At 70.6% G+C, this 24,924-nt stretch carries 25 protein-coding genes and 1 tRNA gene; 20 read left to right on the top strand and 6 right to left on the bottom strand.

The annotated features are described in order from the left end of the window. The first annotated feature begins 5 nt into the window (after window positions 1-5). The 6 genes from DJ017_RS15515 (at window position 6) to DJ017_RS15490 (ending at window position 5,251) form a co-directional block, all read left to right on the top strand. Window positions 6-854 (top strand): SMP-30/gluconolactonase/LRE family protein, encoded by an 849-nt coding sequence (locus DJ017_RS15515; RefSeq protein WP_111529565.1) that lies wholly within the window; start codon window positions 6-8, stop codon window positions 852-854. Window positions 855-970: 116 nt separating this feature from the next. Next, window positions 971-2,695: an IlvD/Edd family dehydratase gene (locus tag DJ017_RS15510; RefSeq protein WP_111529564.1), complete on the top strand. Its 1,725-nt coding sequence runs from the start codon at window positions 971-973 to the stop codon at window positions 2,693-2,695. Beyond that, window positions 2,695-3,450, top strand: coding sequence for an SDR family NAD(P)-dependent oxidoreductase (locus DJ017_RS15505; RefSeq protein WP_111529563.1), 756 nt, complete (start codon window positions 2,695-2,697; stop codon window positions 3,448-3,450). The genes DJ017_RS15510 and DJ017_RS15505 overlap by 1 nt, the downstream gene beginning before the upstream one ends. Beyond that, window positions 3,450-4,364: a 2-dehydro-3-deoxygalactonokinase gene (locus tag DJ017_RS15500; RefSeq protein WP_111529562.1), complete on the top strand. Its 915-nt coding sequence runs from the start codon at window positions 3,450-3,452 to the stop codon at window positions 4,362-4,364. Before DJ017_RS15505 ends, DJ017_RS15500 begins: the two co-directional genes overlap by 1 nt. Next, the gene (locus DJ017_RS15495; RefSeq protein WP_111529561.1) at window positions 4,361-4,984 is read left to right on the top strand and encodes a 2-dehydro-3-deoxy-6-phosphogalactonate aldolase; all 624 of its coding nucleotides are present in this window, start codon (window positions 4,361-4,363) and stop codon (window positions 4,982-4,984) included. The genes DJ017_RS15500 and DJ017_RS15495 overlap by 4 nt, the downstream gene beginning before the upstream one ends. Window positions 4,985-5,044: 60 nt before the next feature. Beyond that, window positions 5,045-5,251 carry a hypothetical protein gene (locus DJ017_RS15490; RefSeq protein ID WP_111529560.1) on the top strand — a complete coding sequence of 69 codons (207 nt, stop codon included), beginning with the start codon at window positions 5,045-5,047 and terminating at the stop codon, window positions 5,249-5,251. A 21-nt stretch (window positions 5,252-5,272) separates the two neighbouring features. Here the strand turns inward: DJ017_RS15490 and DJ017_RS15485 are convergent, their stop codons facing one another. Beyond that, window positions 5,273-7,528: a family 1 glycosylhydrolase gene (locus DJ017_RS15485; RefSeq protein ID WP_111529559.1), complete on the bottom strand. Its 2,256-nt coding sequence runs from the start codon at window positions 7,526-7,528 to the stop codon at window positions 5,273-5,275. Between the two features lie 115 nt (window positions 7,529-7,643). On the opposite strand from DJ017_RS15485, the gene galE reads away from it, so the two are divergent. The 3 genes from galE to DJ017_RS15470 all read left to right on the top strand — a co-directional run bounded on the left by galE (window position 7,644) and on the right by DJ017_RS15470 (window position 11,831). Continuing rightward, on the top strand, window positions 7,644-8,699 hold the full coding sequence (galE, locus tag DJ017_RS15480; protein WP_111529558.1) for a UDP-glucose 4-epimerase GalE: 1,056 nt from the start codon (window positions 7,644-7,646) through the stop codon (window positions 8,697-8,699). 163 nt (window positions 8,700-8,862) lie between these two features. Then, window positions 8,863-11,274, top strand: a complete 2,412-nt coding sequence (gene glf, locus DJ017_RS15475; protein WP_227000163.1) for a UDP-galactopyranose mutase — start codon at window positions 8,863-8,865, stop codon at window positions 11,272-11,274. Between the two features lie 122 nt (window positions 11,275-11,396). Continuing rightward, a complete protein-coding gene (locus DJ017_RS15470; RefSeq protein WP_227000162.1) occupies window positions 11,397-11,831 on the top strand; it encodes a helix-turn-helix domain-containing protein in 435 nt (144 codons plus the stop codon). Window positions 11,832-11,847: 16 nt separating this feature from the next. On the opposite strand, the gene DJ017_RS15465 is transcribed toward DJ017_RS15470, so the two are convergent. Together DJ017_RS15465 and DJ017_RS15460 are read right to left on the bottom strand one after the other, a co-directional pair. Next, on the bottom strand, window positions 11,848-13,482 hold the full coding sequence (locus tag DJ017_RS15465) for an AMP-binding protein (RefSeq protein WP_111529557.1): 1,635 nt from the start codon (window positions 13,480-13,482) through the stop codon (window positions 11,848-11,850). Between the two features lie 86 nt (window positions 13,483-13,568). Continuing rightward, window positions 13,569-14,030, bottom strand: coding sequence for an Lrp/AsnC family transcriptional regulator (locus DJ017_RS15460; protein WP_165830646.1), 462 nt, complete (start codon window positions 14,028-14,030; stop codon window positions 13,569-13,571). Window positions 14,031-14,149: 119 nt separating this feature from the next. Here DJ017_RS15460 and DJ017_RS15455 point away from each other — a divergent pair, with 119 nt between their 5' ends. From DJ017_RS15455 to DJ017_RS15430, 6 genes are all read left to right on the top strand, one after another. Beyond that, window positions 14,150-14,362, top strand: a complete 213-nt coding sequence (locus DJ017_RS15455) for a DUF6356 family protein (protein ID WP_111529555.1) — start codon at window positions 14,150-14,152, stop codon at window positions 14,360-14,362. Window positions 14,363-14,462: 100 nt separating this feature from the next. Further along, entirely contained in the window at window positions 14,463-14,918 is a 456-nt protein-coding gene (locus DJ017_RS15450; protein ID WP_111529554.1) for a hypothetical protein, read from the top strand. A 146-nt stretch (window positions 14,919-15,064) separates the two neighbouring features. After that, a complete protein-coding gene (locus DJ017_RS15445; protein ID WP_111529553.1) occupies window positions 15,065-15,325 on the top strand; it encodes an SWIB/MDM2 domain-containing protein in 261 nt (86 codons plus the stop codon). A gap of 282 nt (window positions 15,326-15,607) precedes the next feature. Further along, window positions 15,608-16,798, top strand: a complete 1,191-nt coding sequence (locus DJ017_RS15440) for a hypothetical protein (protein WP_111529552.1) — start codon at window positions 15,608-15,610, stop codon at window positions 16,796-16,798. Window positions 16,799-16,899: 101 nt separating this feature from the next. After that, window positions 16,900-19,179, top strand: a complete 2,280-nt coding sequence (locus DJ017_RS15435) for a hybrid sensor histidine kinase/response regulator (protein ID WP_111529551.1) — start codon at window positions 16,900-16,902, stop codon at window positions 19,177-19,179. An 85-nt stretch (window positions 19,180-19,264) separates the two neighbouring features. Then, on the top strand, window positions 19,265-19,525 hold the full coding sequence (locus tag DJ017_RS15430; protein WP_111529550.1) for a hypothetical protein: 261 nt from the start codon (window positions 19,265-19,267) through the stop codon (window positions 19,523-19,525). Window positions 19,526-19,591: 66 nt separating this feature from the next. On the opposite strand, the gene DJ017_RS15425 is transcribed toward DJ017_RS15430, so the two are convergent. Further along, a tRNA-Lys gene (locus tag DJ017_RS15425) sits at window positions 19,592-19,667 on the bottom strand. 128 nt (window positions 19,668-19,795) lie between these two features. Here DJ017_RS15425 and DJ017_RS15420 point away from each other — a divergent pair. Further along, complete coding sequence (locus DJ017_RS15420) at window positions 19,796-20,089, top strand: Hpt domain-containing protein (RefSeq protein ID WP_227000161.1); 294 nt, start codon at window positions 19,796-19,798, stop codon at window positions 20,087-20,089. Between the two features lie 18 nt (window positions 20,090-20,107). On the opposite strand, the gene DJ017_RS15415 is transcribed toward DJ017_RS15420, so the two are convergent. Both DJ017_RS15415 and gcvA read right to left on the bottom strand, forming a co-directional pair. Next, on the bottom strand, window positions 20,108-20,434 hold the full coding sequence (locus DJ017_RS15415; protein ID WP_111529548.1) for a chorismate mutase: 327 nt from the start codon (window positions 20,432-20,434) through the stop codon (window positions 20,108-20,110). A gap of 17 nt (window positions 20,435-20,451) precedes the next feature. Continuing rightward, the gene (gene gcvA, locus DJ017_RS15410) at window positions 20,452-21,408 is read right to left on the bottom strand and encodes a transcriptional regulator GcvA (RefSeq protein WP_111529547.1); all 957 of its coding nucleotides are present in this window, start codon (window positions 21,406-21,408) and stop codon (window positions 20,452-20,454) included. Window positions 21,409-21,583: 175 nt separating this feature from the next. Here gcvA and cobA point away from each other — a divergent pair, with 175 nt between their 5' ends. The 4 genes from cobA to DJ017_RS15390 are packed head-to-tail and all read left to right on the top strand — an operon-like array spanning window position 21,584 to window position 24,923. Beyond that, window positions 21,584-22,420: a uroporphyrinogen-III C-methyltransferase gene (gene cobA, locus DJ017_RS15405; RefSeq protein ID WP_111529546.1), complete on the top strand. Its 837-nt coding sequence runs from the start codon at window positions 21,584-21,586 to the stop codon at window positions 22,418-22,420. Beyond that, a complete protein-coding gene (locus DJ017_RS15400) occupies window positions 22,417-22,776 on the top strand; it encodes a DUF2849 domain-containing protein (RefSeq protein ID WP_111529545.1) in 360 nt (119 codons plus the stop codon). Before cobA ends, DJ017_RS15400 begins: the two co-directional genes overlap by 4 nt. A gap of 7 nt (window positions 22,777-22,783) precedes the next feature. Next, window positions 22,784-24,439 carry a nitrite/sulfite reductase gene (locus DJ017_RS15395; RefSeq protein ID WP_111529544.1) on the top strand — a complete coding sequence of 552 codons (1,656 nt, stop codon included), beginning with the start codon at window positions 22,784-22,786 and terminating at the stop codon, window positions 24,437-24,439. Further along, on the top strand, window positions 24,423-24,923 hold the full coding sequence (locus tag DJ017_RS15390; RefSeq protein WP_111529543.1) for a DUF934 domain-containing protein: 501 nt from the start codon (window positions 24,423-24,425) through the stop codon (window positions 24,921-24,923). The genes DJ017_RS15395 and DJ017_RS15390 overlap by 17 nt, the downstream gene beginning before the upstream one ends. Window position 24,924 lies beyond the last annotated feature (1 nt).

Genomic DNA, 24,924 nt, shown 5'->3' with positions numbered 1-24,924 from the left:
GGCACATGAGCAAGATCAGCTGCGCGGTGGAATCGGCCGATATCCTGGGCGAAGGCCCCTGCTGGAGCCCCCGGGAAGGGCGGCTCTACTGGTTCGACATCAAGGGCGCGCGCCTGAATTGGCTCGCTCCGGCGGACGGCCGATCGGGACGCTACGAGCTGCCGATGCGCGCAAGCGCCGCAGCCCCGACGGTCTCCGGCGCCCTGCTGCTGGCCACCGAGCGTGGACTCGCGTTCTTCGACCCGCGCACCGGCGCGACGGAGCTGCGTCAGCCGATGGACCTCGGCCCCGGGTTCCGCAGCAACGACGGCGTGCTGCTCGGTGACGGCTGCTTCTGGTGGTCGAGCATGGACGACGATGGCGGCAAGCGCCCGGGCCGGATCTTCCGCACCTGTCCCGACGGCTTCACCGAACCGGTGATCGAGGGGATCCACATCGCCAACAGCCTGGCCATGAGCCCGGACGGCCGCCGGCTCTACGTCGCGGATTCCGTCCGGCGAACGATCTGGGCCTGCGACACCGCCGATCTCTCCCGGCGCGAGGTCTTCGCTCGAACCGAGCTGGGCGGGCCGGACGGTTCCTGCGTCGACGCCGAGGGCTATCTGTGGAACGCCGAGTGGGGCGCCTCGCGCGTCGTCCGCTACGCGCCGGACGGGCGCATCGACCGCATCCTGGAGACCCCGGTCTCGCAGCCCAGCGCCTGCATGTTCGGCGGCGAGGACCTTGCCACCCTCTACATCACCAGCGCCTGGGAGGGCCTGTCGAACGCCGAGCGCGAGACGCAGCCGCTGGCCGGCGGGCTGTTCGCCGCGGAGGTCGGCGTCAGGGGACTGCCGCTGCCCCTCTTCGCCTGAGCTTCTTCGCCTAACCTCTTCGCCCGACCTCTTCGCCTGGCGCGCCGCTGAACCGTCACGCGTGCTCGCGGGTTCTGCCCTCAAGGGCGCCGCCGAGAGAAGCAGGGGACACGCGCATGGCCAAGCCACCGCTGCGCAGCCAGCGAAGCTACGGCAAGATCGACCGCGACGGCTTCATCCACCGGAGCTGGATCAAGGCCACGGGCCTCCCCGAGCACGTCTTCGACGGCCGCCCGATCATCGGCATCGCCAACACCTGGTCGGAGCTGGTCACCTGCCAGGTGCACCTGCGCGAACTCGCCGGCTTCGTGAAGCGCGGGATCTGGGAGGCCGGCGGGGTGCCCATCGAGTTCCCGGCCATGAGCCTGCCGGAGACCCAGATGCGGCCGACGGCCATGCTGTTCCGCAACCTGCTCGCCATGGAGGTGGAGGAATCGATCCGCGCCAACCCCATCGACGGGGTGGTGCTGCTGGGCGGCTGCGACAAGACCACGCCCGGCCTCTTGATGGGGGCGGCGAGCGTCGACCTGCCGGCCATCTTCGTGTCCTCGGGCCCGATGCTGAACGGCAAGTTCCGCGGCCAGGACATCGGCTCGGGCACGGACGTCTGGCGCTTCTCCGAGGAGGTCCGCGCCGGTGACATGAGCCTGGCGGACTTCATGGCCGCCGAGAGCGGCATGAGCCGCTCGGCCGGCACCTGCAACACCATGGGCACCGCCTCCACCATGTCGGCCATCGTCGAGGGGCTGGGCATGAGCCTGCCCAACAATTCGGCCCTGCCGGCGGTGGACGCGCGACGCCGGGTGCTGGCGCACCTCTCTGGCAACCGCATCGTTCAGATGGTGAAGGATGACGTGAAGCCCTCGGACATCCTGACCCGCGAGGCGTTCGAGAACGCGATCCTGGTTCACGCCGCCATCGGCGGCTCCACCAATGCGGTGGTGCACCTGCTGGCCCTGGCTGGCCGGGTCGGCGTGCCGCTCGACCTTCACGACTTCGACGTGATCGGGCGCGAGGTCCCGCTGCTGGTGAACCTGATGCCCTCCGGCCAGTACCTGATGGAGGACTTCTGCTACGCCGGCGGCGTGCCCGCCGTGCTCAACGAGCTCGGCGATCTGCTGCGGCGCGAGGCGGTGACCGCCTGGGGCAAGACCCAGGGCGAGATCGCCGCCGGCGGCGAGGTCTGGAACCGCGAGGTGATCGGCACGCGCGAGGTCCCGGTCGGGCCTTCGTCGGGCGTCTGGGTGCTGACCGGCAACCTCTGTCCGGACGGGGCGATCCTGAAGCCCAGCGCCGCAACGCCGGAGTTGCTCACCCACCGCGGCAAGGCCGTCGTCTTCGAGGACATCGAGGACTACCATGCCCGCATCGACGATCCCGACCTGCCGGTGGACGCGACCTCGATCCTGGTGCTGAAGGGCTGCGGACCGAAGGGCTATCCCGGCATGCCGGAGGTCGGGAACATGGCCCTGCCGCGCAAGCTCCTGGAGCTGGGCGTGCGCGACATGGTGCGGATCTCGGACGCGCGGATGAGCGGCACCGCCTACGGCACGGTGATCCTGCACGTGGCGCCGGAATCCGAGGCCGGCGGTCCCCTGGCGCTGGTGCAGACCGGCGACGAGATCGCCTTCGACGGCCCGGGCCGCCGTCTCGACCTGCTGGTCGACGAGGCCGAGCTCGCCCGACGGCGGCAGGCCTGGGAGGCGGCGCGCGCGGCCCCGAAGTACGACCGCGGCTGGTACCGGCTCTACATCGACACCGTCATGCAGGCGGACAAGGGCGTCGACCTCGACTTCCTGGTCGGCAAGTCCAGCGCCGACGTCACCCGGGAGTCCCACTGATGGCCGGCTTTGCGACCTATCCCAGCCTGAAGGACAGGGTGGTGTTCATCACCGGCGGAGCCTCCGGCATCGGCGCCACCTTCGTGACGAGTTTCCACGAGCAGGGGGCGAAGGTCGCCTTCGTCGACCTCAAGCAGGCCGACGGCGACGCCCTGATGTCCAAGCTCGGCGGCAACGCCTGGTTCCAGACCTGCGACGTGACCGACGCGGACGCCCTGCAGGGGGCGATCGCGGCGGCCGGCAAGGCCCTGGGCGACGTCACGGTGCTGATCAACAACGTCGCCAACGACACCCGCCAGGTGACGGCGGAGATGACGCCGCAGGCCTGGCGCAAGGACCTGGCGGTGAACCTCGATCCCGTCTTCATCGCCAGCCACGCGGTCTATCCGATGATGAAGCGCGCCGGCGGCGGGGTGATCGTCAACGTCTCGTCGATCAACGCGCTTCTCGGGCCCGAAAAGCTCGCCGGCTATGTGGCGGCCAAGGGCGGCATCAATTCGCTCTCCAAGACCCTGGCGCGCGAGTGGGGCGTCGACGGCGTCCGGGTCAACGCGCTGTCGCCCGGCTGGGTGGTGACCCCGCGCCAGCTCGAACTCTGGCTGACGCCGGAGGCGGAAGCGGAATGGATGAAGCAGGTGGCCCTGAAGACGCGCATCCTCCCCGAGGACATCGCGCGCCTGGCCCTGTTCCTCGCCTCCGACGACAGCCGCATGATCACCGGCCAAAACATCGTGATCGACGGAGGGCGCACCTGATGGCCGCGGCCCTGCTGGCCTGCGACTGGGGCACCACCAACCTGCGGGCCTGGACCCTGGACGAGGCGGGCGGCGTGGTCGCCGAGCGCGACTTCGACCTTGGCGTCTCCAGGCTCACGCCCGGCGAGGCGGGGCGGCGCTTCCAGGAGGAGGTGCAGCCGGCCCTGGATGCCGTCGGCCTGCCGGCGATCCTCTGCGGGATGGTCGGTTCCAACCTCGGCTGGACCAGCGTGCCCTATGTGGACTGTCCCGCGGGCCTGCCCGAGCTTGCCGGCAGCCTCGCCTCGGTGGAGGCGCACGCCGCCTGGGTGCGCATTGTCCCCGGCCTGCGCTGCGAGGGTCTCGTGGGCGCGCCGGACGTGATGCGCGGCGAGGAGACCCAGATCCTCGGTTGGGTGGCGCAGGATCCCGCCCGCGCGCGCGGCCGCCGGGTGGTCTGCCATCCCGGCACCCACGCCAAGTGGGTCCTGGTGGAGGAGGGCCGCATCGCCCGCTTCGTCACCGTCATGACCGGCGAGCTCTTCGCGGTGCTCTCCAAGCACAGCGTGTTGAAGGGCGAGGGCGGGGCGGACGATCCTGCCGCCTTCGAGGCAGGACTGGCCGCAGCGGGCGATGGCGATGCTCTGGCCGCGCGTCTGTTCACGGCCCGCTCGCGGGTGGTCGGCGGCGGCGCGCCGGCGGCGGGGACGCCGAGCTATCTCTCCGGCCTGCTGATCGGCGCCGAGGTCGCCAGCGCACCGCGGTTGCTGGGCCTGCAGGGCGGCGAGCCGGTGGATCTGCTCGGCGACGCGCGGCTCTGCGGGTTCTACCGCCGGGCGCTCGAACGGCGCGGCCTCGCCGTGGAGACTTTCGACGGCGAGGCGGCGGCGCGCGCGGGCCTCTTCGCCCTCTATCAGCAGGGAGGCCGGTCATGACCCTCGACGACGCCCTTCAAGCCTGCCCCGTCGTGGCGATCGTTCGCGGCGTCCGGCCGGACGAGATCCTTGCGCACGCGCAGGCGCTCTACGACGCCGGCGTCCGCGGCGTGGAGGTGCCGCTCAACTCGCCCGAGCCCATGGAGAGCATCTGGCGTCTCTCGGAAGAGTTCGGCGACCGGATGGTCACCGGCGGCGGCACGGTGCTGTCGGCCGACCGGGTGGATGCGGTGGCCCAGGCGGGCGGCCGGATCATCGTCTCGCCCAACACCTCCTGCGAAGTGATCCGCCGGGCGGTGGAGCTGAAGCTCGATCCGGCTCCGGGCTTCGCCACGGCGACCGAGGCGTTCATGGCGATCGAGGCCGGCGCCCGGCACCTGAAGCTCTTCCCGGCGGTCACCTATGGTCCCGCGCACCTCAAGCAGCTCAAGGCCGTCCTGCCGGCAGAGGCGGTGGTCTGGGCGGTGGGCGGCGTCGGCGCGGAGGACATGGACGCCTGGTGGGCGGCGGGCGCCCGCGCCTTCGGCCTTGGCGGCGAGCTCTATCGCCCTGGCCAGCCGCCCGAAGAGACCGCAGAAAAGGCGCGCAAGGTGGTGGCGGCGGCCCGGGCGCTGCGCTGAACTGAACGCCGCCTGCGCGGTTTACGAAGGCCACACCCGCCAGATCGGAAGGATGCCCCCATGAGACAGCTTGCGCGCTTCGCGATCTCCGTCCGCGCGGACGATTTCGTGCTCCATCTCGAGGACGAGGCCGGGGAGAAGATGGATTTCGCCGCCAGTCCCGAACAGCTCGACGCGGTGATCGACGCCCTCGACGAGCTCCTGTCCGAGAACGAAGAGGAGTTCTTCGGCGTGGAGGACGGCGCCGAGGGGGCGGGCCGGGGCTAGCCGTCGGCTCAGCTCACCCGCTCAGCTTACCGGCGCGTCGTCGCGCACCGCGCGGGTCTGGGGCGCGCCTTCCACCTGCGCCTCGGCCTCGGCGGCGAAGTCGGTCTCGGCGATCATCGCCACATAACGGGCGATCGCCTGGTCGAGCGGCGGCAGGGTCTGGCCGCGCTCGGTGTCGAGTGCTGCGAAGCTCGGCCGGCGCGCCGGCCAGCGGAAGGTGCGGCTCGGGACCTCGCGGATCATCTCCGGATCCAGCCCGACGGCCGCCGCGATGCGCCGCGCGAACTCGGCCCAGGAGACCGCCGCCGGATTAGCAAGGTGGCGGATCCCCGTCTCGCCGTCGATGACGAGGTCGAGCGTCGCATCCACCAGGTCCGGCACATAGGTCGGCGAGACCACAAGGTCGCTGGCGGCGTCGAACGGCAGGTCGACGGCCAGGGCGCGGATCACTTGGGCCGCGAAATTGTAGGGATCGTAGGGGGAGAAGAAGGCCGCCGTACGGATCATCAGCGCCCGCTCGAGGGCGAGGATCTCCCGTTCGGCTCGGGCCTTGCTTTCGCCGTAGGCATTGAGGGGGGCGACCGGATCGCTCTCCAGATAGGGCTCGCCCTTACGGCCGTCGAACACCAGGTCGCTGGAGAAGCCGGCGAACGGCAGGTCCCGCTCCGCGCAGGCCCGGGCCAGCCGGATCGCGCCCTCGGCGTTGGCGGCGTGGCAGGCCGCGGGGTCAGCCTCCGCCGCGTCGACCCGGACGAAGCCTGCGGCGTTGATCACGCCCCAGGCGCCGGTCCGGTCGAGCGCGCGGGCGATCGCCGCCTCGTCGTCGAGCGGCAGCTCGGCGCGGCTGGTCAGGCGGTAGTCGATGCCGCGCCATTCGCAGGCGCGCGCCAGGGCCTTGCCGAGGGTGCCGGTGGCGCCGGTGATCAGCAGCGGCCGGGAAGGCGCTTCGTCGGTGTGCCAGGCGCGCTTGGGCTCCGGCGTCTCGACCGTGCGGAACACGGGCCGGAACTCCAGGCGGATGTCGCGCCGCCACCAGCCTGGTCCCTGGGTGGCCGGATGCGGCGGCGCGGCCTCGCCCTCGGCCAGCCGCTTCAGTTCTCCGGCGAGCGCCGTCGGCCGCGGCGCGCCCGAGCGGACATCGAACGCGCCCACCTCGTAGTGGCCGTTATGGCGGGTGAGCAGGCTGTTCCAGTCGTAGGTCCCGAGCAGGGCCCAGGCGGTGACGGCCTCCACTTCCACGCCGCGCTCGCGCAGGCGCTGGGCCGTCCGCCACGCTTCGCGTATCCAGCGCACCTGCTCCTCTCGGGTGCAGCCGTTGTGGCTTTCGGTGACTGCGACCGGGCGGCCGTAGCGCGACCAGGCCTCGTCGAGGGCGCCTTCCAGGCCGCCCGGCGCCGGCAGGGCCACGCGCACCGCCTCGACGTCCGCGAAGGCCATGAAGTCGTTGCCGCCGATCCGCTCGGGCGGATAGGCCTCGGTGGCGTGATCCAGGAAGCGGTCGCTGGTCAGGTAGTGGTTCACCCCGATCACGTCGGCGGGGCAGGGGGCGTCGGCGATGCGCCGCAGCCGCTCGCCGAGCCCGAAGGATGCGAGCCGCGACCACAGGGGGTGGCCGTGCGTCACGCGCCCGGCCAGAAGGTCCCAGGTCATCCAGCGCCGGGTGTTGTCGTGGTCGGCCTGGATGGCGACGGGGCGGGTCGAGTAGGTTCGACCGAGGTCCTCGGTCTGGATGAGCCGCGCATCCGGCCGCACCGCGCGGATCTCGCGCATGGCGAGCGCAGTGGCCTCGATCTGGTTGAGCAGCGCGGCCCAGAACAGCGGCTCGTCGCTGAGGTGCGGGTACCAGTGGCCATAAAGGGCCGAGAAGCGGGCCGTCGTCAGGGGCTCGTTGATCGGCGTCCAGTCGCCGATCCAGGGATAGCGCTCGGCGGCCGCGCGGGCGTAGGCGGCGAAGGCGGCCGGGAACCCCTCGTCCACGAGGCTGGTGTAGCGCGGCCCGCTGCCATGGTGGAGGAGGCCGGCGATCGGGCGCATGCCCAAGGCGCGGATCCGCGCCAGCCGCTCGTCGGTCCAGCGCCAGTCGTGCTCATCAGGCCGGCGAGGCGCCACCCGCTCCCAGAGCACCGGGTATCTGAGCGCCTTCAGGCCCAGCGCGGCGAAGCGTTCGAGATCCCCGAGGCGCTGGTGATGGCCGGAGCGGACCGTCTGATCGTGGAACACACCGCCCACGCGGTTGACGGTCTGCTCGTGACCGCCCCACAGCTCAAGCTGACGCATCGGGCCCTGGCTTTCCCGTCGATCCCGAGGCCTTAAGGCGCGCCGTTCGCCAGTAGTTCCAACGACTTGCTGAATGTAGTTGGAACCGCTCCCCGAAGCCGGGGATTATGCCCGCATGGATCGGGGAACACGTCCCGCCGTGCTGGTCACGGGCGGCGCAGGCTACATCGGCGCTCACACGTCAAAGGCCCTCTACGAGCAGGGCTATTTTCCGGTCGTCTTCGATGACCTCAGCCTCGGCTATCGCGAGGCTGCGCAGTGGGGGACCTTCGTCCACGGCGACATCCGCGACACCCGGGCGGTCGCCGAGGCGCTCGAGGCGCACGGCGTCAAGACGGTGATCCACTTCGCCGGCCTGATCGAGGTGGGCCGCTCGGTGGTGCGGCCGGACCTGTTCTGGGACGTCAATGTCGCCGGCACGGTCAGCCTGCTGTCTGCCATGCGCGAGAAGGGCGTCGACCGACTGGTCTTCTCGTCCAGCGCGGCGGTCTACGGCCAGGGCGGCCGCGGGCCGCTGGAGGCCATCCGCGAGGATGCGCCCAAGGCGCCCGCCAGCCCCTACGGCGACACCAAGCTGGCCTGCGAATGGATGATCCAGGCCGAGTGCCGCGCCTATGGCCTGACGGCCGTGGCCCTGCGCTACTTCAACGCCGCCGGCGCGGACCCGTCCGGTCAGATCGGCGAGGCGCACGATCCGGAGACCCATCTCATCCCGCTGGCGATCGCCGCCGGGCTCGGGCGCGGCAAGCCGCTGACGGTGTTCGGCGATGACTTCGACACCCCCGACGGCACCTGCCTGCGCGACTACATCCACGTCAGCGACCTAGCCGACGCCCACGTCGCCGCCCTGAAGGTCGAGCTGGCCGCCGGCGTCTACGAGGCGGCCAACGTCGGCGCGGGCCAGGGGCGCTCGGTCAAGGAGGTGGTCGACACCGTCGGCCGCGCGCTGGGCAAGCCGGTGCCCCATTCGATGGGCGCTCGACGGGCGGGCGATCCGGCGAGCCTGGTCGCCGATCCCGCCCACGCCCAGGCCCTGCTGGGCTGGCGGGCGAAACGCTCGGACTTGGAGCAGATCGTCGCCGACGCCCTGCGCTGGGAGACCAATCCTGCTTATGGAACAGGTCTTCGTTCAGTCACGAGCGGCGTGTCTTCGAAGAACTCTGTCGAATAGTCGACGTATCGACAACTTGATCTAGCGGTGCTGGGCGGCCCAGCTTGATCTTTTGATTACTGAATAAACGAGCAAATCCGGGAGCTGCCGAAGGAACCTTCGGGTGAGGGAAGAATTATTCCCACGGGCTCCGTGTGTCGTTTTTTCAAAAGGATTGCCGCCCTTGGACTCTGAGCAGTTCCCGAGCGCCGCTGGCGCTGCGCCGTTCGCCATTCAGTTCGGGCCGCATCCGCGAGGTCGCCAGACCCTCATCTGCTTCAGCCACCTGCGCTGGAATTTCGTCTTCCAGCGACCGCAACACCTGATGACCCGCTTCGCCAGGGAACGGCGGGTGATCGTCTGGGAAGAGGCGGTCTTCGAGGCCTCGGACGCGACGCCGCGGCTCGACATGAATGTCGACGGCGAGAGCGGCGTGGTCGTGCTCACCCCCGTCCTGCCGGAGGGAACGCCGGCCGAGCGCCAGGAGGAGATCCTGCGCGGCCTGCTCGACACGGTCATCGCCGCCGTCGAGGGCGACATCGTCCGCTGGTACTACACCCCGATGATGTTGCCGTTCTCGCGGCACATCGAAGCCGTCTGCACGGTCTACGACTGCATGGACGAGCTGGCGAACTTCAAGTTCGCCCCGCCCGAGCTGACCCTTCTCGAGCGCGAGCTGATGGGCCTGGCCGATGTGGTGTTCACCGGCGGCTACAGCCTCTGGGAGGCCAAGCGCGACCGGCACCCCAACATCCATCCGTTCCCCTCGAGCGTGGACCGCGGCCACTTCGCCAAGGCGCGCAGCCTGCGCACCGAGCCCGACGACCAGGCGGTGCTGCCCTGGCCGCGGCTCGGCTTCTACGGCGTGGTCGACGAGCGCATGGACCTCGACCTGCTCGCCGCCCTGGCCGACGCCCGCCCGGAGTGGTCGGTGGTCATCCTCGGGCCGGTGGTGAAGATCGATCCCAAGGATCTGCCGCGCCGCCCGAACCTGCATTACCTGGGCGGCAAGGACTACGAGGACCTGCCGCGCTACCTGGCGGGCTGGGACGTGGCCCTGATGCCCTTCGCCATCAACGAGTCCACCCGCTTCATCAGCCCGACCAAGACGCCGGAATACCTGGCGGGCGGGCGGCCGGTGGTCTCGACGCCGATCGTCGACGTCGCCCGCCACTACGGTGAGCTGGAGGCGGTGAAGATCGCGGCCGACCCGGAGGCCTTCGTCTCCGCCTGCGACCAGGCGCTGGCCTTGTCGCGCATCCGCGGCGACTGGCTGAAGGCCGTGGACGCCACCCTCGCGGCGCTCTCCTGGGACGAGACCTTCGCCCGCATGAGCCTCGAGATCGCCCGGGCCGTCGCCAAGCGGGCGAAGGCGTCGGTGGCCGCCGGCGCCACCTCGGTGCTGGCCTCGCCGGTCATCCGGCCCGCCTCGCGCAGCCGAACCTTCGACTATCTTATCGTCGGCGCGGGCTTCGCCGGCTCGGTGCTCGCCGAGCGCCTCTCCAGCCAGCTCGGCAAGAAGGTGCTGCTCGTCGACCGCCGCTCCCACGTGGGCGGCAACGCCTATGACGAGAAGGACGCGGCCGGCGTGCTCATGCACCGCTACGGGCCGCACATCTTCCACACCAACTCCGACGAGGTGGCGGGCTACCTGTCCCAGTTCACCAGGTGGCGGCCCTACGAGCATCGGGTGCTGGCCTGCGTGAAGGGCGGGCTGCACGTGCCGATCCCGATCAACCGCACGACGCTGAACACCCTCTACGGGCTCGACCTGAGGACCGACGAGGAGGCCGCCGCCTATCTGGCGAGCCGCGCCGAGCCGGTGGAGCGGGTCAAGACCAGCGAGGACGTGGTGGTCTCGGCAGTGGGCCGTGAGCTCTACGAGACCTTCTTCCGCGGCTACACCCGCAAGCAGTGGGGCATGGATCCCTCCGAGCTGGACAAGAGCGTGACCGCCCGGGTGCCGACCCGCACGAACCTGGACGACCGCTATTTCACCGACAAGTTCCAGAACATGCCGGCCGATGGCTACACGCGGATGTTCGAGAACATGCTCGACCAGCCGGGGATCACCATCGAGCTGGGCGTCGACTTCGAGGACGTTCGCGAGGAGGTCGACTACGACCGCCTGATCTTCACCGGCCCGGTGGACGAGTATTTCGACTTCCGGTTCGGCAAGCTGCCCTATCGCAGCCTCTCGTTCCGGCACGAGACGCTGGACCAGGAGTGGTTCCAGCCGGTGGGGACGGTGAACTATCCCGAGGAGGGCACGCCCTACACCCGGATCAGCGAATACAAGCACATGACCGGGCAGGCCTCGCGCAAGACGACGATCACCTACGAGTATCCGCGGGCCGACGGCGACCCCTACTACCCGGTGCCGAGACCGGAGAACCAGGCCCTCTACAAGAAGTACGAGGCCCTGGCCCTGGAGACACAGGACGTCCATTTCGTCGGGCGGCTGGCCACCTACCGCTACTACAACATGGACCAGGTGGTCGGGCAGGCGCTGGCCACGTTCCGGCGAATCGCCGAGCGCGAGGGCCGGGCGGTCATCGCCGCCCAGGCGGCCGCGCGGGCCGTCGCCGCCAACTGACGGCGGGGGCGCGGCCACGAACAACAAGGGGGCGAGCAGGGCGTGCCGGCCTCGGCGCACCCCTCGCCCTTGCATTCGCAGACTTAATGCTCAAGGTTGCCGCCCCGCGGGAGACAACCGAGATGGTGCGCACGACGATGCAGGAGGCGATGGCGGCCGCACGCCGCATCGAGGCCGCGGCCGATCCGGTGGACGTGGCGGTGGGCGCGCGCATCCGGCTGCTGCGCAAGATGCGCGGCCTCTCCCAGCAGGCGCTCGCCGAGACGGCGGGCGTCACCTTCCAGCAGATCCAGAAGTACGAGCGCGGCGCCAACCGGGTCAGCGCCTCGATGCTGGCGCGCATCGCCGGCGCCCTCGAGGCGCCGGTGTCGGAGCTGTTCGGCGAGGCGGGCGGCCGCGCCTCGGCCATTGACGACGTCGCGGCCCTGCTGGCCCAGCCGGGCGCCCTGGAGCTGCTGCGGGCCTATGCCAAGCTGCCCCGCGGCGCGCCGCGCGCGGCCCTCGTCGAGTTCGTCCGCACGCTCGGCCGCGCCGCCGCCGAACCCGAGGCGGAATAGGCGGCGGAGCCCGCGATCAGGCCGGCTCGTTCAGCGCCTTGAGGGCGCGGTCCTTGACCGCCTTGTAGTCGACCTTGCCGTTGGGGGCCCGGCCGATGCTCTCCACCACCACCAGCTCGCGGGGCGCCTTGTAGCCGGCCAGGTGCTCGCGCACGTGCTCGGAGAGCTCGTTGAGCGTCGGCTCGGCGCCGCCGATCGGCTCGACCACGGCGCAGATGCGCTCGCCGAACCGGGCGTCGGGCACGCCGACCACCACCGCGTCGCGGATCTGCGGGTGGGTCTTGAGGGCCTCTTCGACCTCTTCGGGGAAGACCTTCTCGCCGCCGGTGTTGATGCAGACCGAGCCGCGGCCCAGCAGCTTCAGGGTGCCATCGGTGTTCACCTCGGCCCAGTCGCCCGGCACGCTCCAGCGGATGCCCTCGATGATCTTGAAGGTCTTGGCCGACTTCTCCTCGTCCTTGTAGTAGCCCATCGGCAGGAAGCCGGAGACGGCCACCAGGCCGCGTTCGCCGGAACCGGGCTCGACCCGCCGGCCGTCCTCGGTGAAGACGCCGCAGTTGGGGCCGAGGGCGAAGGCGGCGGTCTGCACCTCGGCGCCGGGCGCGGAGGCCGAGGCGCCCATGCCCACCGCCTCGGACGAGCCGAAGCTGTCGAAGATCATGGCGTTGGGGCAGAAGGAGAGCAGGCCGCGCTTGTTTTCCTGGCTCCACATCGAGCCCGACGAGCTCATCGAGCGCACCGAGGAGAGGTCCCAGCGGCCCGGATTGGCCTCCAGCGCCTCCAGCATCGGCGTCGAGAAGGCCAGGCCGACGAGGACGATGCCCTCGGCCTTCAGCCGCTCCACCTCGTTCCACAGCTCGATGGCGTTGAACTTGCGCGAGGGCAGGGTGGCGACCGTGCCGCCGAGATTGAGGGTGATGAAGGCCGAGAACTGGCCGGTGCCGTGCATCAGCGGCGCGGCGACGATAGTGGTCGGCTGATAGTGGCCGGGGACCTTCACGCGCTCGCCCGCCTGTTCGACGGCGGTGATACCCTCGATGCCCATGGCCGCGTTGCCGCCGGCCCCGACCACGTTGAAGAGGTCGTCCTGGCGCCACATCACGCCCTTAGGCATGCCCGTGGTGCCGCCGGTGTAGAGCAGCAGGAGGTCGTCGGGCGAGCGGCCCCACGGCGCCTTCACCGGCCGCGTCTCGGGGATTTTGGCGACGATCGCGTCGTAGTCGGCGGCCCAGGCCGGGACCGGGTGGCCCGGCTCGGCGAGGGCGACCCAGGCCTTCACCTTCGGCAGGCGATCGCGGATCTGCTCGAGGATCTCGGTGAAGCCGGCGTGGAAGACCACCGCCTCGGCGTCGGCGTTGTCGAAGAGGTAGAGAACCTCCTCCGCGCCATAGCGGTAGTTGGTGTTGACCGGCGCGTAGCCCGCCTTGAAGGCCGCGAAATAGGTCTCGAGATATTCCGGACCGTTGAACAGGTAGGCGGCGATCTTGGCCTGGTGGCCGAGGCCGGTGGCGATCAGGTGCGCCGCCAGGGCGTCGGCGCGCGCGTCGAACTGACTCCAGGTCACTTCCCGCTCACCCTGGATCAGGGCGGGCCTGTCCGGCTGCGCCGCGGCGATGGATTCCCACACGTCGGCGAAGGTCCAAGCCGTCATCGCCACTCTCCCTAACTTCTTGCTCTTTCGGACAATCAGGGAATGGGGCAGCTACGGAAGTCAACGCCCAACAGGTCTGGTCGCGATCAAATGGGCAGGGCCGTGGTGGCCTTGATCTCTTCCATGGCGAAGGCGGAGCTGACGTCGGCCAGCGGGGCCGTCGCGATCAGGCGCTTGTAGAAGGCGTCGTAGGCGGCGATGTCCTTGACCACGACCTTGAGCAGGTAGTCGGTGTCGCCCGACAGGCGGTAGAACTCGATCACCTCCGGAAGGCCCGCCGCGCCCTTGGCGAAGGCGTCCAGCCAGGCCTGGTCGTGGCGACTGGTGCGGATCGAGACGAACACCACCAGCCCGAGGTCCAGCCGGTCGCGGTCGAGCAGGGCCACGCGCCCGCGCACATAGCCCTCCTCGGTCAGCCGCTTCACCCGCTTCCAGCAGGGGGTCTGCGACAGGCCCGCGCGCTCGGCGAGCTCGGCGAGCGGCAGGGTGGCGTCGGCCTGCAGCTCCCGCAGGATGCGCCGGTCGATCGGATCGAGAAGATTCTTCACGCTATCCGCCAGAGATGGAGAAGCAGGTTCTCCAATTAGCCTGACAGGTAGCCGAAATCGACAATGATCTCCTCGTCGAACGGGGCGAGGGTCGTCGCTCGATGGCGAAAGGGGCTTCCATGCAGGCGTTCACCCGGCACCCGAACTCGGTGGGCGAGACCTATCTCGAGCACGCCGGCGTGGCGGCCGGCTACGGCGCGGCCCTGATCGGGGCCGGCCTGGCCTGCCTGGCCCACGCCGTCTGCCCGTGGATGTTCGAGCGCACCGCGAGCCGCCTCATCGGGCGGCTCTACGCCCACATGTCGCGCCGCGGGATCGTCGGCGGGGCCTGAGAGGGCGGAGCCTCGCGCGAGAGCTGGGAACGTCGCCGCTGGGCTTCGGGTTAGGTCCGCGACGCCGGGAAACCGGCCAGTAGCAGACCGAGGCGAGCCCATGGCGACGCACACCTATTCCGACGCAAACCCCGACGTCATGACCTACGAGGCGGTCGGACGGACCCAGCCCCGCGGCGGCTACGACGTGGGCGGCCGGATCTTCCTGTGGATCGCCTGGGCCGCGGCCTTCGGCTTCTGGGCGCTCACCATGAGCAGCTTCTTCGGCATCCTCGGCGCGATCTCCCACCCCGCCGGCCAGGGGCCGGTGGGCGATGTCGACGCCGGCGGCGTGGGCTGGCTGCTGATGGAGGTGGTCGGCGTCGTCGTGCTGGCGGCCGGCATGGCCTGGGGCGCGATGCGCTGGGCCACCCGCGACAAGCGCCTGGACGCCACCACCGAAGCCTCCACCGCCGCGCTCTACGACAGCGTCGAGCGGGCCGGCGGCGACGACATGGTGTCCCGCTCGCCCAACGCCCGCCGTCCCGAGGAGCGGGACTCCTATCGCCCGGCGTAAACGCGGCCCGGCGCCATTTTTGCGCGAGTTTCCCCAAAGCGAGCTTCTAAAGTGGCGCGCGCCGCCTAGCACTCCTAGGATACCTGCAAGCGACTCAGTCACGCACCTGCGTGGCGGGGCGCCCGAATTCTAGCTGGGGGAGCCCAATGGCCGACACCAAGAAGAACAACGCCCTGCAAAAGCCGATGACGCCGTCGTCCGAACTGGCCGCCGTCGTGGGCTCGGGACAGCTGTCCCGTGGCGAGTGCGTTTCCAAGATCTGGGACTACATCAAGAAGAACAACCTGCAGAACCCGTCCAACAAGCGCGAGATCATCGCGGACGCCAAGCTGAAGCCCGTCTTCGGCGGCAAGGACAAGGTCAGCATGTTCGAGATGAACAAGCACCTGGCGGCTCACCTGAAGTAGTACGCTTGCCGGCCGCCTTGGCTGCGGCCGCGACAGTCTGTGTGAACGGAGAACCTCGCCGGCCGCGCCGCGCGAGGTTTCTTCGTATCTGGGGCTCCCTGCAGCGGCCCCTCCGGTAAACCGGAGGTGGTTTCGGCGTAGGAAGGCCGATTAACCCTTTGGACCTAAGGTGCTTTCTCCCGCGCAGGGCGGGTGATGGCGCGAGGTGGATGCGTGCAGCCGACGGGCGCAACGCTCACACGTCCAGGGGAGGGGGCTGCGCAGCCGGAAACGGCGGGCGCGGTGCCGCGCGTCGTCGCCGCGGGGCTGGAGGCCTCGCTGGAGCGCTTCAGCGACCGGACCCTGCTCGCTGCCGGCAAGGTCAACCTGATCTCCGTCGAGGCCGTCGAGCAGCGCTTCGGCGCGCGCTGGGCGCTGCGCCAGGAGCAGGTCTACGGCTTCACCCAGCGCATTCTCGAACGCGGCCTTGGCCCTCGCGGCCTCTTCCTGCGCGTCTCCGAGACCGATTTCCTCATCGTCCAGCCGGATCTTGGGCGCCTCGCCGGGCAGGCCGCCTGCCTGCGCTACCTGCGCGAGATCCTCGAACACTTCCTGGGCGACTCCCACCTGGCCCCCAAGGGGATCCTGCAGGTCACGCGGATCGCGCCGGGCGCCCTGGACGCCAAGCAGGTGGACCTGGCCGCCGTCACCCGGATGGCCGACGAGGTCGCCGCCGCGCCGGCGCCGGCCGCCCCCGCCGCGGCGGAAGCCGCGCCCGCGCCCCGCCCGCGGATCGACCAGTGGTCGCCCTTCGTCTCGGCCGATGGCCGGCAACTGCGGGTCAGCGCGACCCTGGAGCCGGTCTACGAGCTGAAGGGCTTCACTCGCATCGGCTTCCGCATGAACCGGCGGGTCATCGTCACGCGCACCGGCGAGGCGCTCGGCCCCGCCGCGCTCGCCGACCTCTCCGCCGCCGAACTCCTGCGCATCGACCTGGCCACCGTCGCCCGGGGGATCGACCGCGTGCGGGCGGACAGCTCCGGCCAGCAGCAGCTCAGCCTGATCGTGCCGCTGTCCTATGCGAGTCTTTCGAGCGCCCGCGGCCGGGCCGAGCTGATCCAGCCTCTGCGCGAGGCCGGCGGGCTCGTCTCCTGCGGCGCCATCTGCGAGATCCTCGACATCGAGGGCGCGCCGGCCGGCGCGCTGTCGTCCGTCGTGGCCATGGTCAAGCCGTTCGCACTGCTGGTCGTCGGGCGGCTCAACACCGGCGCCGGGCCGCTGCTCGCCCGCCTCGCCGGCGCCGGCCTGCGCGCCCTGTCGATCGAGTGCCCGCAGGGCCTCTCAGACACCGAGTTCGCGCTCTGGGCCACCCAGACCATCCGGTCGTCCAAGCGGGTCGCGCCCTCGGTGATGGTCTACGGGGTCAGCTCGGAACGGCGCGCCGGCGAACTGGGGGTCCTCGGGGCCACCCACGTGAGCCTGCGGCTCGGCTGAACGGCCAAAATGTCGCACCCCTGTTCGGCGCTCCTTAACCACCCACGCGCGAAATCAGAGGGTAACGGACGAGAAAAGCCTTTCGGGGGAGGGGTTTAGTCATGGCCGTCGCGCCTGTGAGCGGGTCGGTGAGCGGGTCGGTGAACGAGCTGGGGGGAGAGCCGGAGGGCGTCGAAAGCGCGTCGGCCGCGATCCCCGAGCAGCACACGCCGTTCGAGCTGACGCTCGCCAGCATCGCCTTCCCGCTACCCGCCCGCTGCGCCTTCGACGCCTTCCACGGCCTTTGCCTGGCGCTCGCCGGCGCGCCGCAGCTGGCGGCGGTCTGGACGGCCGGAATGGTCCTGGCCGACGCCGCCCTTCAGCACGTCTACACCCGCATGGGCCGCACCGCCGCCGAGGCGGACTCCGACCGCGGGCTGCGACGGCTCTCCGTCCTGACGTTCCTGCGCACGGTGCTCAGCTATTCCGCGCCCGTGGCCTTCACCGTCGCCACGCGCAGCGAGGCGGGCCTGGCGCTCAGCGCCATCCTCATCATGCTCCTGACGACGCTGGGGGTGTCGCTGGGCTGGACCTCGCGGGCGATGTTCGCCGCCATGGTCGCGCCCGGCGTGGTCGCCATGGGCCTGATCGCCTTCTGGATCCTGGGCCCCGTCCACGGGGCGGCGGTGTTCCTGGCGCTGATGTCGCTCGCCGCGACGCTCATGCTCATCGCCATGGGCACGCACAAGGCGATCAGCGACTGGAGCCAGGCCAATACGCGCACCGCCTCGGCGATGATCGAGATGCAGGCCGCCCTGGAGCGATCCGAGGCCGCCGAGCGCCGCTTCCGCATCGCCGCCCAGCTCGCCCAGCTCCATGTCTTCGAGGTGGACTACCAGCGCCGCACCCTGGTCAGCCAGGGCGCCGAGTCCGACTTCTTCGACGAGCCGCCGACCTTCGAGAGCTTCACCGCCAATCCCTTCGGCCCCATCGCGCCCGAGGATCGGGAGCGGGCCGAAGCCGCCTGGCAGGCCTATTTCGACGGCGGCCCGCCGCCGCATGTGCTGTGCCGGATCGACCGCGCCGACGGGCGGGAGGTCTGGGCCTCGGCGGCCGGGGAGGTGATGGCCGGCGCCGACGGGCGCCCGCAGCGCCTGCTCTGCGCCCTGCACGACGTCACCGAGCTGAAGCGGTCCGAGCTGGCCCTGATCGAGGCCGTCGACCGCGCCGAGGCCGGCAGCCGGGCCAAGAGCGAATTCCTGGCGACCATGAGCCATGAGATCCGAACGCCGCTCAACGGCGTCCTCGGCATGACCCAGGCCATGGCGCGCGAGCGCCTCTCCAAGACCCAGCGCGATCGGCTCGAGGTCATCCGCCGCTCCGGCGAGAGCCTGCTCATGCTCCTCAACAGCGTGCTCGACCTGTCGAAGATCGAGGCCGGCAAGCTGGAGCTGGAGGAGGGCGAGATCGACATCGCCGCCCTGGCGCGCGGGGCGGTGGACGCCTTCGCCGCGCAGGCGCAGGAGAAGGGCGTCGCGCTGGAGCTCGAGGTCGCGCCCGAGGCGCGGGCCCTGTTCGTGGGCGACAGCGCCCGGGTCGGGCAGATCATCACCAACCTCGTCTCCAACGCGGTGAAGTTCACCGAGTCAGGCTCGGTGACGGTGCGCGTCGAGGCCCCGGAGGGCGGCCTGCGCCTGCAGGTCGCCGACACCGGCATCGGCATCTCGGCCGCCCAGCGCCGCGGCCTGTTCGACAAGTTCGTCCAGGCGGACGCCTCGACGACGCGTCGCTACGGCGGCACCGGGCTCGGCCTGGCCATCTCCCAGCAGCTGGCGCGGATGATGGGCGGCGAGATCGCTTTGAAGAGCACGCCGGGGGCGGGCTCCACCTTCACCGTCGACCTGCCGCTGGCCCGCCGCGGCGCGCCGGCCGAGGTCCCGCAGCAGGCCGAGCCGGCCCCGGTCGAGGACGGGCTCGCGGCGCTGCGTATCCTCGCCGCCGAGGACAACCCGGTGAACCAGCTCGTGCTCACCACCCTGCTGCAGCAGATCGGCGTCGACGCCACCGTGGTGCCCGACGGCGCCCAGGCGCTGCAGGCCTGGCGCGACGCCGACTGGGACCTGATCCTGATGGACGTCCAGATGCCCGTCATGGACGGCCTCTGCGCCACCGAGGCGATCCGCGCCGCCGAGGGCAAGAGCGGCCGCCGGCGCACGCCGATCGTCGCCCTGACCGCCAACGTGATGTCGCACCAGGTGGAAGCCTACCGCGCCGCCGGCATGGACGAAGTGGTGGCCAAGCCCATCGAGGTGGGCGCCCTGCTCAGGGCGATGGCCGGGGCCATGGTGCGCGAAGAGGCCGCACGGACCCCGACCCGCGCCGGGCGCACACGGCGGCGTTGACCTCCCTCAAGGCGCCGCCGCGCATTCGGCTGCAACCTCCTGGCCAATCTGGACCTTAGAGCTCCGGAACCTGGAGGATGGCCCGATGGCCGAGACGACGATCACCTATCGCGTGGTGAAGGAGCCCTACGGCTGGGCGGTGCGGATGCAGAACGGCCTGATGAGCCCGTTCCGCTCCCAGAAGCGCGCGACGGGCCACGCCCAGCGCCTGGCCGAGATCGAGCGCGCCATGGGCCGCGCCGCCATCGTGGTGATCGATCAGGCCTGGCCGACCGACTCGCCCGCCTGGCGCCGCTCGCCGCGCCGGCCGCAACTGCACTGGCTGCTCGCCCGCGCGACCTTCTGAGCGCCGGCCCGCTCGGGCGGCGTCCAGCGGCTGCCCGCTAGGGGAAGATCGTCTGAAGGAAGGAGATGGTGGGTGTACAAGGATTCGAACCTTGGACCCGCTGATTAAGAGTCAGCTGCTCTACCAACTGAGCTATACACCCGTCCCGGCTCCGGTTCGCCCCTTGCGGGTTCGCCCGGCGGCGAGGGCGCGGAAAATACGCGAAAACGCAGCGTTGGCAAGGCGGGTTTGAAGGCTTTGAGCGAGACCTCGAATTCCTCAGGCAAAACAGTGGATTTCGCCTACCTCGAACGCTTCGCCGCCGGCGACCGGGGGGTGGTGCGCGAGGTGCTCGAGCTGTTCCTGCAACAGGCCGCCATCTGGGCGCCGCAGCTCGAGGGCGCGCCCACCGGCTGGCGGGACGTCGCCCACACCATCAAGGGCGCGGCGCGCGGCGTCGGGGCAGGGGTCCTCGGCGATCTCTGCGAGGCGGCGGAGACCGAGGGCGAGACGGCCCTGCCGGCCATGCAGCAGGGGCTCGACCGGGCGGTGGCCGAGATCGAGGCCTACCTCGCCCAAGCCTAGGCCCAGGCCTGGCCCAGCTCAGGGCTGGCGGCGGAGCCGGTCCCAGACCTCGAACTCATAGGCGATGCAGCCCTCGATGAGGGTGCGCCAGACGGGCTCGGCGATGGCTTCTGAGAGCCCCTTGGCCCGCGCCTCGGCCTTCACCTTGGCGACCACGTCCTCGACCCGCGCCTCGTCGCGCACCGCGGCGCGGTCCTGCTTGATGCGGGCGGCGGCGTCCATGTAGCGCTGGCGCTCGGCCAGCATGGCCACCAGGGCGCGGTCGAGGGCGTCGACGCCCTGGCGCACCTCGGCCATGGTCGTGCAGTCCGCCGGCGGGCGGCGTTCGTCCGTCAGAAGGGTCATCGATGCTTGCGTCTCGTCTAGATGCCGGCGCCGTTGTCGATGGTCCGTAGCGCCTCCTCGTGCGCCAGGGCCTCGGCCTCGATCCAGTTGATGAAGGCCTTCACCTGCGGCAGCCGACCCTTTGCCTTGGGATGGACGAGGTAATAGGCGAAGTCGACCTGGGTGGCGATCTGCAAAGGCGCGATCAGCCGCCCGGCTTCCAGGTCGGCCTGGGCCAGGGTGCGCTTGGCCAGGGCCACGCCGCGGCCGTTCACCGCCGCCTCGATGACCAGGCTCGACTGGTTGAAGCGCGGGCCGCGGGTGCCGTCGATGCCCTTCACGCCGCGCGCCGCCAGCCACATGGACCAGTCGGGGCAGGAATCGTCGAGCTCGGGCGAGCCGTCGTGCAGCAGGACGTGATTGGCCAGGTCCTCGGGCGCGTCGAGGGGCGTCTGGGCGTGCAGCTCGGGGCTGATCACCGGGATCACGCTCTCGCTCATCAGCCGGTGGACCTCCAGGCCCGGATAGCGGCCGGAACCGTAGCGGACGGCCACGTCCACCTCGCCGGCGGTCAGGTCGACGAGTTCCATGCCGGCCTGCAGCCAGACATCGACCTGCGGATGCGCCCGCTCGAAGTCGCCCAGCCGCGGCACCAGCCACTTGGCGGCCAGGGAGGGCGGCGCGGTCAGGGTCAGCCGGCGGCCGTCGACCGCGGCGGTGAGCAGGGAGGCGGCTTCGGCCAGACGGTCGAAGGCTTCGCGCAGGGCGGGCAGGGCGGTCTGGGCCGCATCGGTCAGGAGGAGGCCCTTGGGCGTGCGCTTGAACAGCGCCGCGCCGACGTAATCCTCGAGGTTCTGGATCTGCTGGCTGACCGCGCCGGGCGTCACCGACAGCTCGTCGGCGGCGCGGCTGAAGTTCAGGTGCCGCGCGGCCGCTTCGAAGGCGCGGAGCGCGTTGAGCGGCGGCAGGCGGCGGCGCTCCGTCGTGCGTTCCATGAGATTTCCTGACAGCCCCGGCAGAAGTCCTTGGATTGCGAATTGGGGCGCGCCGCACCTAATTGCAAGCGTCCGCTGGTGTATCGGCCCTTTTCGCCGGCGGGCGAATGAACGGGGCGGGCGCAAGCCCGTCCCGTCTCGTTTCCGCCCAGTGAGTGTTTAGAGAACCTAATCCATGCCGCAGAGTCGCGACAGGTCCCGGCGCAGGGAAGGACTGGTGGTCCTTGGCGGCCGCAAGGCGGCGCAGGCGGGCGCGGTGTGGCTCGTGGGCGCCGGTCCCGGCGACCCCGAACTCCTGACCATCAAGGCGCTGAAGGCCCTTCAGGCCGCCGAGGTCGTGGTCCACGACGGCCTGGTCTCCGACGAGATCCTCGCCCTCGCGCCGGCGTCGGCGCGGCGCATCTCGGTGGCCAAGCGCAAGTCGCGCCATTCCTACAGCCAGGACGAGATCAACCGCATGCTGGTGGCCTTCGCGCTCGAGGGCCTGAAGGTGGTGCGTCTCAAGGGCGGCGATCCGTTCATCTTCGGCCGCGGCGGCGAGGAGCTGGAAGCCTGCCGCGCGGCCGGCGTCGAGTGCCACGTGGTGCCGGGCGTCACCGCGGCCCTGGCGGCGAGCGCGTCGGCCGGCGCGCCCCTCACTCACCGCGGCTCGGCCCAGGCGGTCACCTTCGTCACCGGCCACGCCCGGGAAGGCGCCGAGCCGGACCTCGACTGGGCCTCGCTGGCCCGGCCGAACCAGACGGTGGTGATCTACATGGGCCTGTCCATGGCCGCGCCGATCGCCGCGCGCCTCCTGGCCGCCGGCCGCGCGGCCGCGACCCCGGCGCTGATCGTCGAGAACGCCTCGCGCGCCGACGAGCGGCGCGTCCTGACCACCCTGGCCGGCCTGGCGGACGCCGCGGCCAGCCTGAAGGGCCCGGCCCTGCTGATCGTCGGCGAGGCCATGGCGCTGGCCCGCGACGGCGAGGCGCCGGCGCTGATCGAAACTATCGTGCGGGAGGCGCGGGCATGAGGGCCCTGACCGGAAACCGGCTGGCGGACGGCGAGACCGTCTTCTGGCGCAAGGGCCAGTGGGTCGAGCGCTTCGCCGAGGCCGAGCTGTTCGCCGACGACCAGGCCGCCGAGACCGCCGAAGCCAAGGCCAAGTCCGAGCTGACGGTCGTGGTCGACCCCTATCTGATCGACGTGATCGAGAGCGAGGGGCTTTGGGCGCCCCTGAGCTTCCGCGAGCGCATCCGCGCCCTCGGTCCGTCGAACCATCCCCAACACGGCAAGCAGGCGCTGGGCGGCGAGGACATCGCGGCCCTCCAGCAAGCCCATGGCGCGGCGCGCTCTACCGGCCGCGTCGCCCTGATCAAGCGGAAGTGAGGCCGGCATGTACCGCTATGACGTGATCGACAGGGAGTTCGTGGCCGACCGCGCCGCGGAGTTCCGCCACCAGGTGAACCGCCGCCTCGCCGGCGAGATCACCGAGGACCAGTTCAAGCCGATCCGCCTGCTCAACGGGCTCTATCTGCAGCTGCACGCCTACATGCTGCGGATCGCGATCCCCTACGGCACGCTGAACGGCAAGAAGCTGCGCAAGCTCGCCTGGATCGCCTCGACCTACGACAAGGGCTACGGCCACTTCACGACCCGCACGAACCTGCAGCTGCACTGGATCAAGCTGAAGGACGCGCCGGAGATCTTGGAGCATCTGGCCGAGGTCGAGATGCATTCGATGCAGACCTCGGGCAACACGATCCGCAACGTCACGGCCGATCCCTACGCGGGCGCCACCGCCGACGAGCTGGACGACCCGCGGGTCTGGTCCGAGGCGATCCGCCAGTGGTCGACCCTGCACCCGGAATTCTCGTTCCTGCCGCGCAAGTTCAAGATCGCGGTGACCGCCGCGGCCAAGGACCGGGCGGCGACCAAGATCTACGACATCGGCCTGGCCATGCGCCGCGGCCGCGGCGGCGAGCTCGGCTTCGAGGTGATGGTCGGCGGCGGTCTCGGCCGGACGCCCTATCTCGGCCCGACGATCCGCGAGTTCCTGCCCACGCGGCACCTGCTGAGCTACCTGCAGGCGATCCTGCGCGTCTACAACCGCTACGGCCGGCGCGACAACATCTGGAAGGCGCGGATCAAGATCCTGGTCGCCTCGCTCGGCGCCGAGGAATTCGCCCGCCAGGTCGAGGCCGAGTGGGAGAAGACCCGGAAGGAGGTCGTCGACCTGCCCGACACCGAGCTGGCCCGCATCCGCGGCTGGTTCACCCCCGGCTTCGCCAAGCTCAACCCGCGCTCCGAGGCGTTCGAGGCGGCCAAGGCGGGCGATCCCCGCTTCGCCCGCTGGGCGCGGCACAACGTGCATCCGCACAAGCAGCCCGGCTACGCCATCGTCGACGTGTCGCTGAAGACCCCGGGCGAGACCCCCGGCGACATGACCTCGGCCCAGATGGAGCTCGTGGCCGACCTCGCCGAGCGCTACTCGCTGGACGAGGTGCGGGTGCACTACACCCAGAACCTGATCCTGCCGCACGTGCGCCAGGACGACCTCCCGGCCGTCTACGAGGCGCTGAAGGGCGCGGGCCTGGCGACGCCGAACATCGACCTGATCACCGACATCATCGCCTGCCCGGGCCTCGACTACTGCGCCCTGGCCAACGCCCGCGCCATCCCGATCGCCCAGCAGATCGCCACCCGCTTCGCCGACGAGGAGAAGGCCGAGCTGGTGGGCGAGCTGAAGATCAAGATCTCGGGCTGCATCAACGCCTGCGGCCACCACCACGTGGGCCACATCGGCATCCTCGGCGTCGATAAGAAGGGCGAGGAGTTCTACCAGGTCACCCTGGGCGGCTCCGGCGAAGAGGACGCCGCGCTCGGCCAGATCCTTGGCCCGGCCCTGCCGGCCGACAAGGTCGCCCCCGCCGTCGAGCAGATGGTCGAGGTCTACATGCGCGAACGCAAGGACGGCGAGCGCTTCCTCGACACCTTCCGGCGCACCGGCGTCGCCCCGTTCAAAGAGGCCGTCTATGCCGACGCTCATTAAGTCCCAGGGCGGCCGCATGGTGCTGGCCAACGACCCCTTCACCCACGTGGACGACGACCAGGAGATCCCGCAGGGCGACGTCATCCTGTCGCTGACCCGCTTCCAGGCGGAAGGCGACCGGCTGCTCTCCGAAGGCCGTTCGGTCGGCGTGCGCCTGACCACGGAAGAAGAGGTCGAGGCCCTGGCCTACGACCTGCCGCGCATCGCCCTGGTGGCGCTGCAGTTCCCCAAGTTCCGGGACGGGCGGCACTACACCAACGCGCGGATCCTGCGCGAACGGCTCGCCTTCGGCCGCGAAGTGCGGGCGAGCGGGGACGTGCTGCTCGAGCAGGCGGGCTTCATGCTCCGCTGCGGCATCGACGCCTATGAGCCGGCGGACGGCTCCACCGCGGACGCCTGGGAAAGGGCCACCCAGCGCTTCCGCCATGTCTACCAGCGAGCGGCGGACGATCGCGTCCCCGCCTTCGTGGAGAGGGAAAAGTGAG

The organism is Phenylobacterium soli (assembly GCF_003254475.1).
GTDB lineage: Bacteria > Pseudomonadota > Alphaproteobacteria > Caulobacterales > Caulobacteraceae > Phenylobacterium > Phenylobacterium soli.
This window is presented reverse-complemented; position numbering and strand designations above follow the sequence as displayed.

Coding starts and splice junctions, on each gene's coding strand:
- DJ017_RS15515 (WP_111529565.1), top strand. CDS start 6: ATGAGCAAGATCAGCTGCGCGGTGGAATCGGCCGATATCCTGGGCGAA.
- DJ017_RS15510 (WP_111529564.1), top strand. CDS start 971: ATGGCCAAGCCACCGCTGCGCAGCCAGCGAAGCTACGGCAAGATCGAC.
- DJ017_RS15505 (WP_111529563.1), top strand. CDS start 2,695: ATGGCCGGCTTTGCGACCTATCCCAGCCTGAAGGACAGGGTGGTGTTC.
- DJ017_RS15500 (WP_111529562.1), top strand. CDS start 3,450: ATGGCCGCGGCCCTGCTGGCCTGCGACTGGGGCACCACCAACCTGCGG.
- DJ017_RS15495 (WP_111529561.1), top strand. CDS start 4,361: ATGACCCTCGACGACGCCCTTCAAGCCTGCCCCGTCGTGGCGATCGTT.
- DJ017_RS15490 (WP_111529560.1), top strand. CDS start 5,045: ATGAGACAGCTTGCGCGCTTCGCGATCTCCGTCCGCGCGGACGATTTC.
- DJ017_RS15485 (WP_111529559.1), bottom strand. CDS start 7,528: ATGCGTCAGCTTGAGCTGTGGGGCGGTCACGAGCAGACCGTCAACCGC.
- galE (WP_111529558.1), top strand. CDS start 7,644: ATGGATCGGGGAACACGTCCCGCCGTGCTGGTCACGGGCGGCGCAGGC.
- DJ017_RS15470 (WP_227000162.1), top strand. CDS start 11,397: ATGGTGCGCACGACGATGCAGGAGGCGATGGCGGCCGCACGCCGCATC.
- DJ017_RS15465 (WP_111529557.1), bottom strand. CDS start 13,482: ATGACGGCTTGGACCTTCGCCGACGTGTGGGAATCCATCGCCGCGGCG.
- DJ017_RS15455 (WP_111529555.1), top strand. CDS start 14,150: ATGCAGGCGTTCACCCGGCACCCGAACTCGGTGGGCGAGACCTATCTC.
- DJ017_RS15450 (WP_111529554.1), top strand. CDS start 14,463: ATGGCGACGCACACCTATTCCGACGCAAACCCCGACGTCATGACCTAC.
- DJ017_RS15445 (WP_111529553.1), top strand. CDS start 15,065: ATGGCCGACACCAAGAAGAACAACGCCCTGCAAAAGCCGATGACGCCG.
- DJ017_RS15435 (WP_111529551.1), top strand. CDS start 16,900: ATGGCCGTCGCGCCTGTGAGCGGGTCGGTGAGCGGGTCGGTGAACGAG.
- DJ017_RS15430 (WP_111529550.1), top strand. CDS start 19,265: ATGGCCGAGACGACGATCACCTATCGCGTGGTGAAGGAGCCCTACGGC.
- DJ017_RS15415 (WP_111529548.1), bottom strand. CDS start 20,434: ATGACCCTTCTGACGGACGAACGCCGCCCGCCGGCGGACTGCACGACC.
- gcvA (WP_111529547.1), bottom strand. CDS start 21,408: ATGGAACGCACGACGGAGCGCCGCCGCCTGCCGCCGCTCAACGCGCTC.
- cobA (WP_111529546.1), top strand. CDS start 21,584: ATGCCGCAGAGTCGCGACAGGTCCCGGCGCAGGGAAGGACTGGTGGTC.
- DJ017_RS15400 (WP_111529545.1), top strand. CDS start 22,417: ATGAGGGCCCTGACCGGAAACCGGCTGGCGGACGGCGAGACCGTCTTC.
- DJ017_RS15395 (WP_111529544.1), top strand. CDS start 22,784: ATGTACCGCTATGACGTGATCGACAGGGAGTTCGTGGCCGACCGCGCC.
- DJ017_RS15390 (WP_111529543.1), top strand. CDS start 24,423: ATGCCGACGCTCATTAAGTCCCAGGGCGGCCGCATGGTGCTGGCCAAC.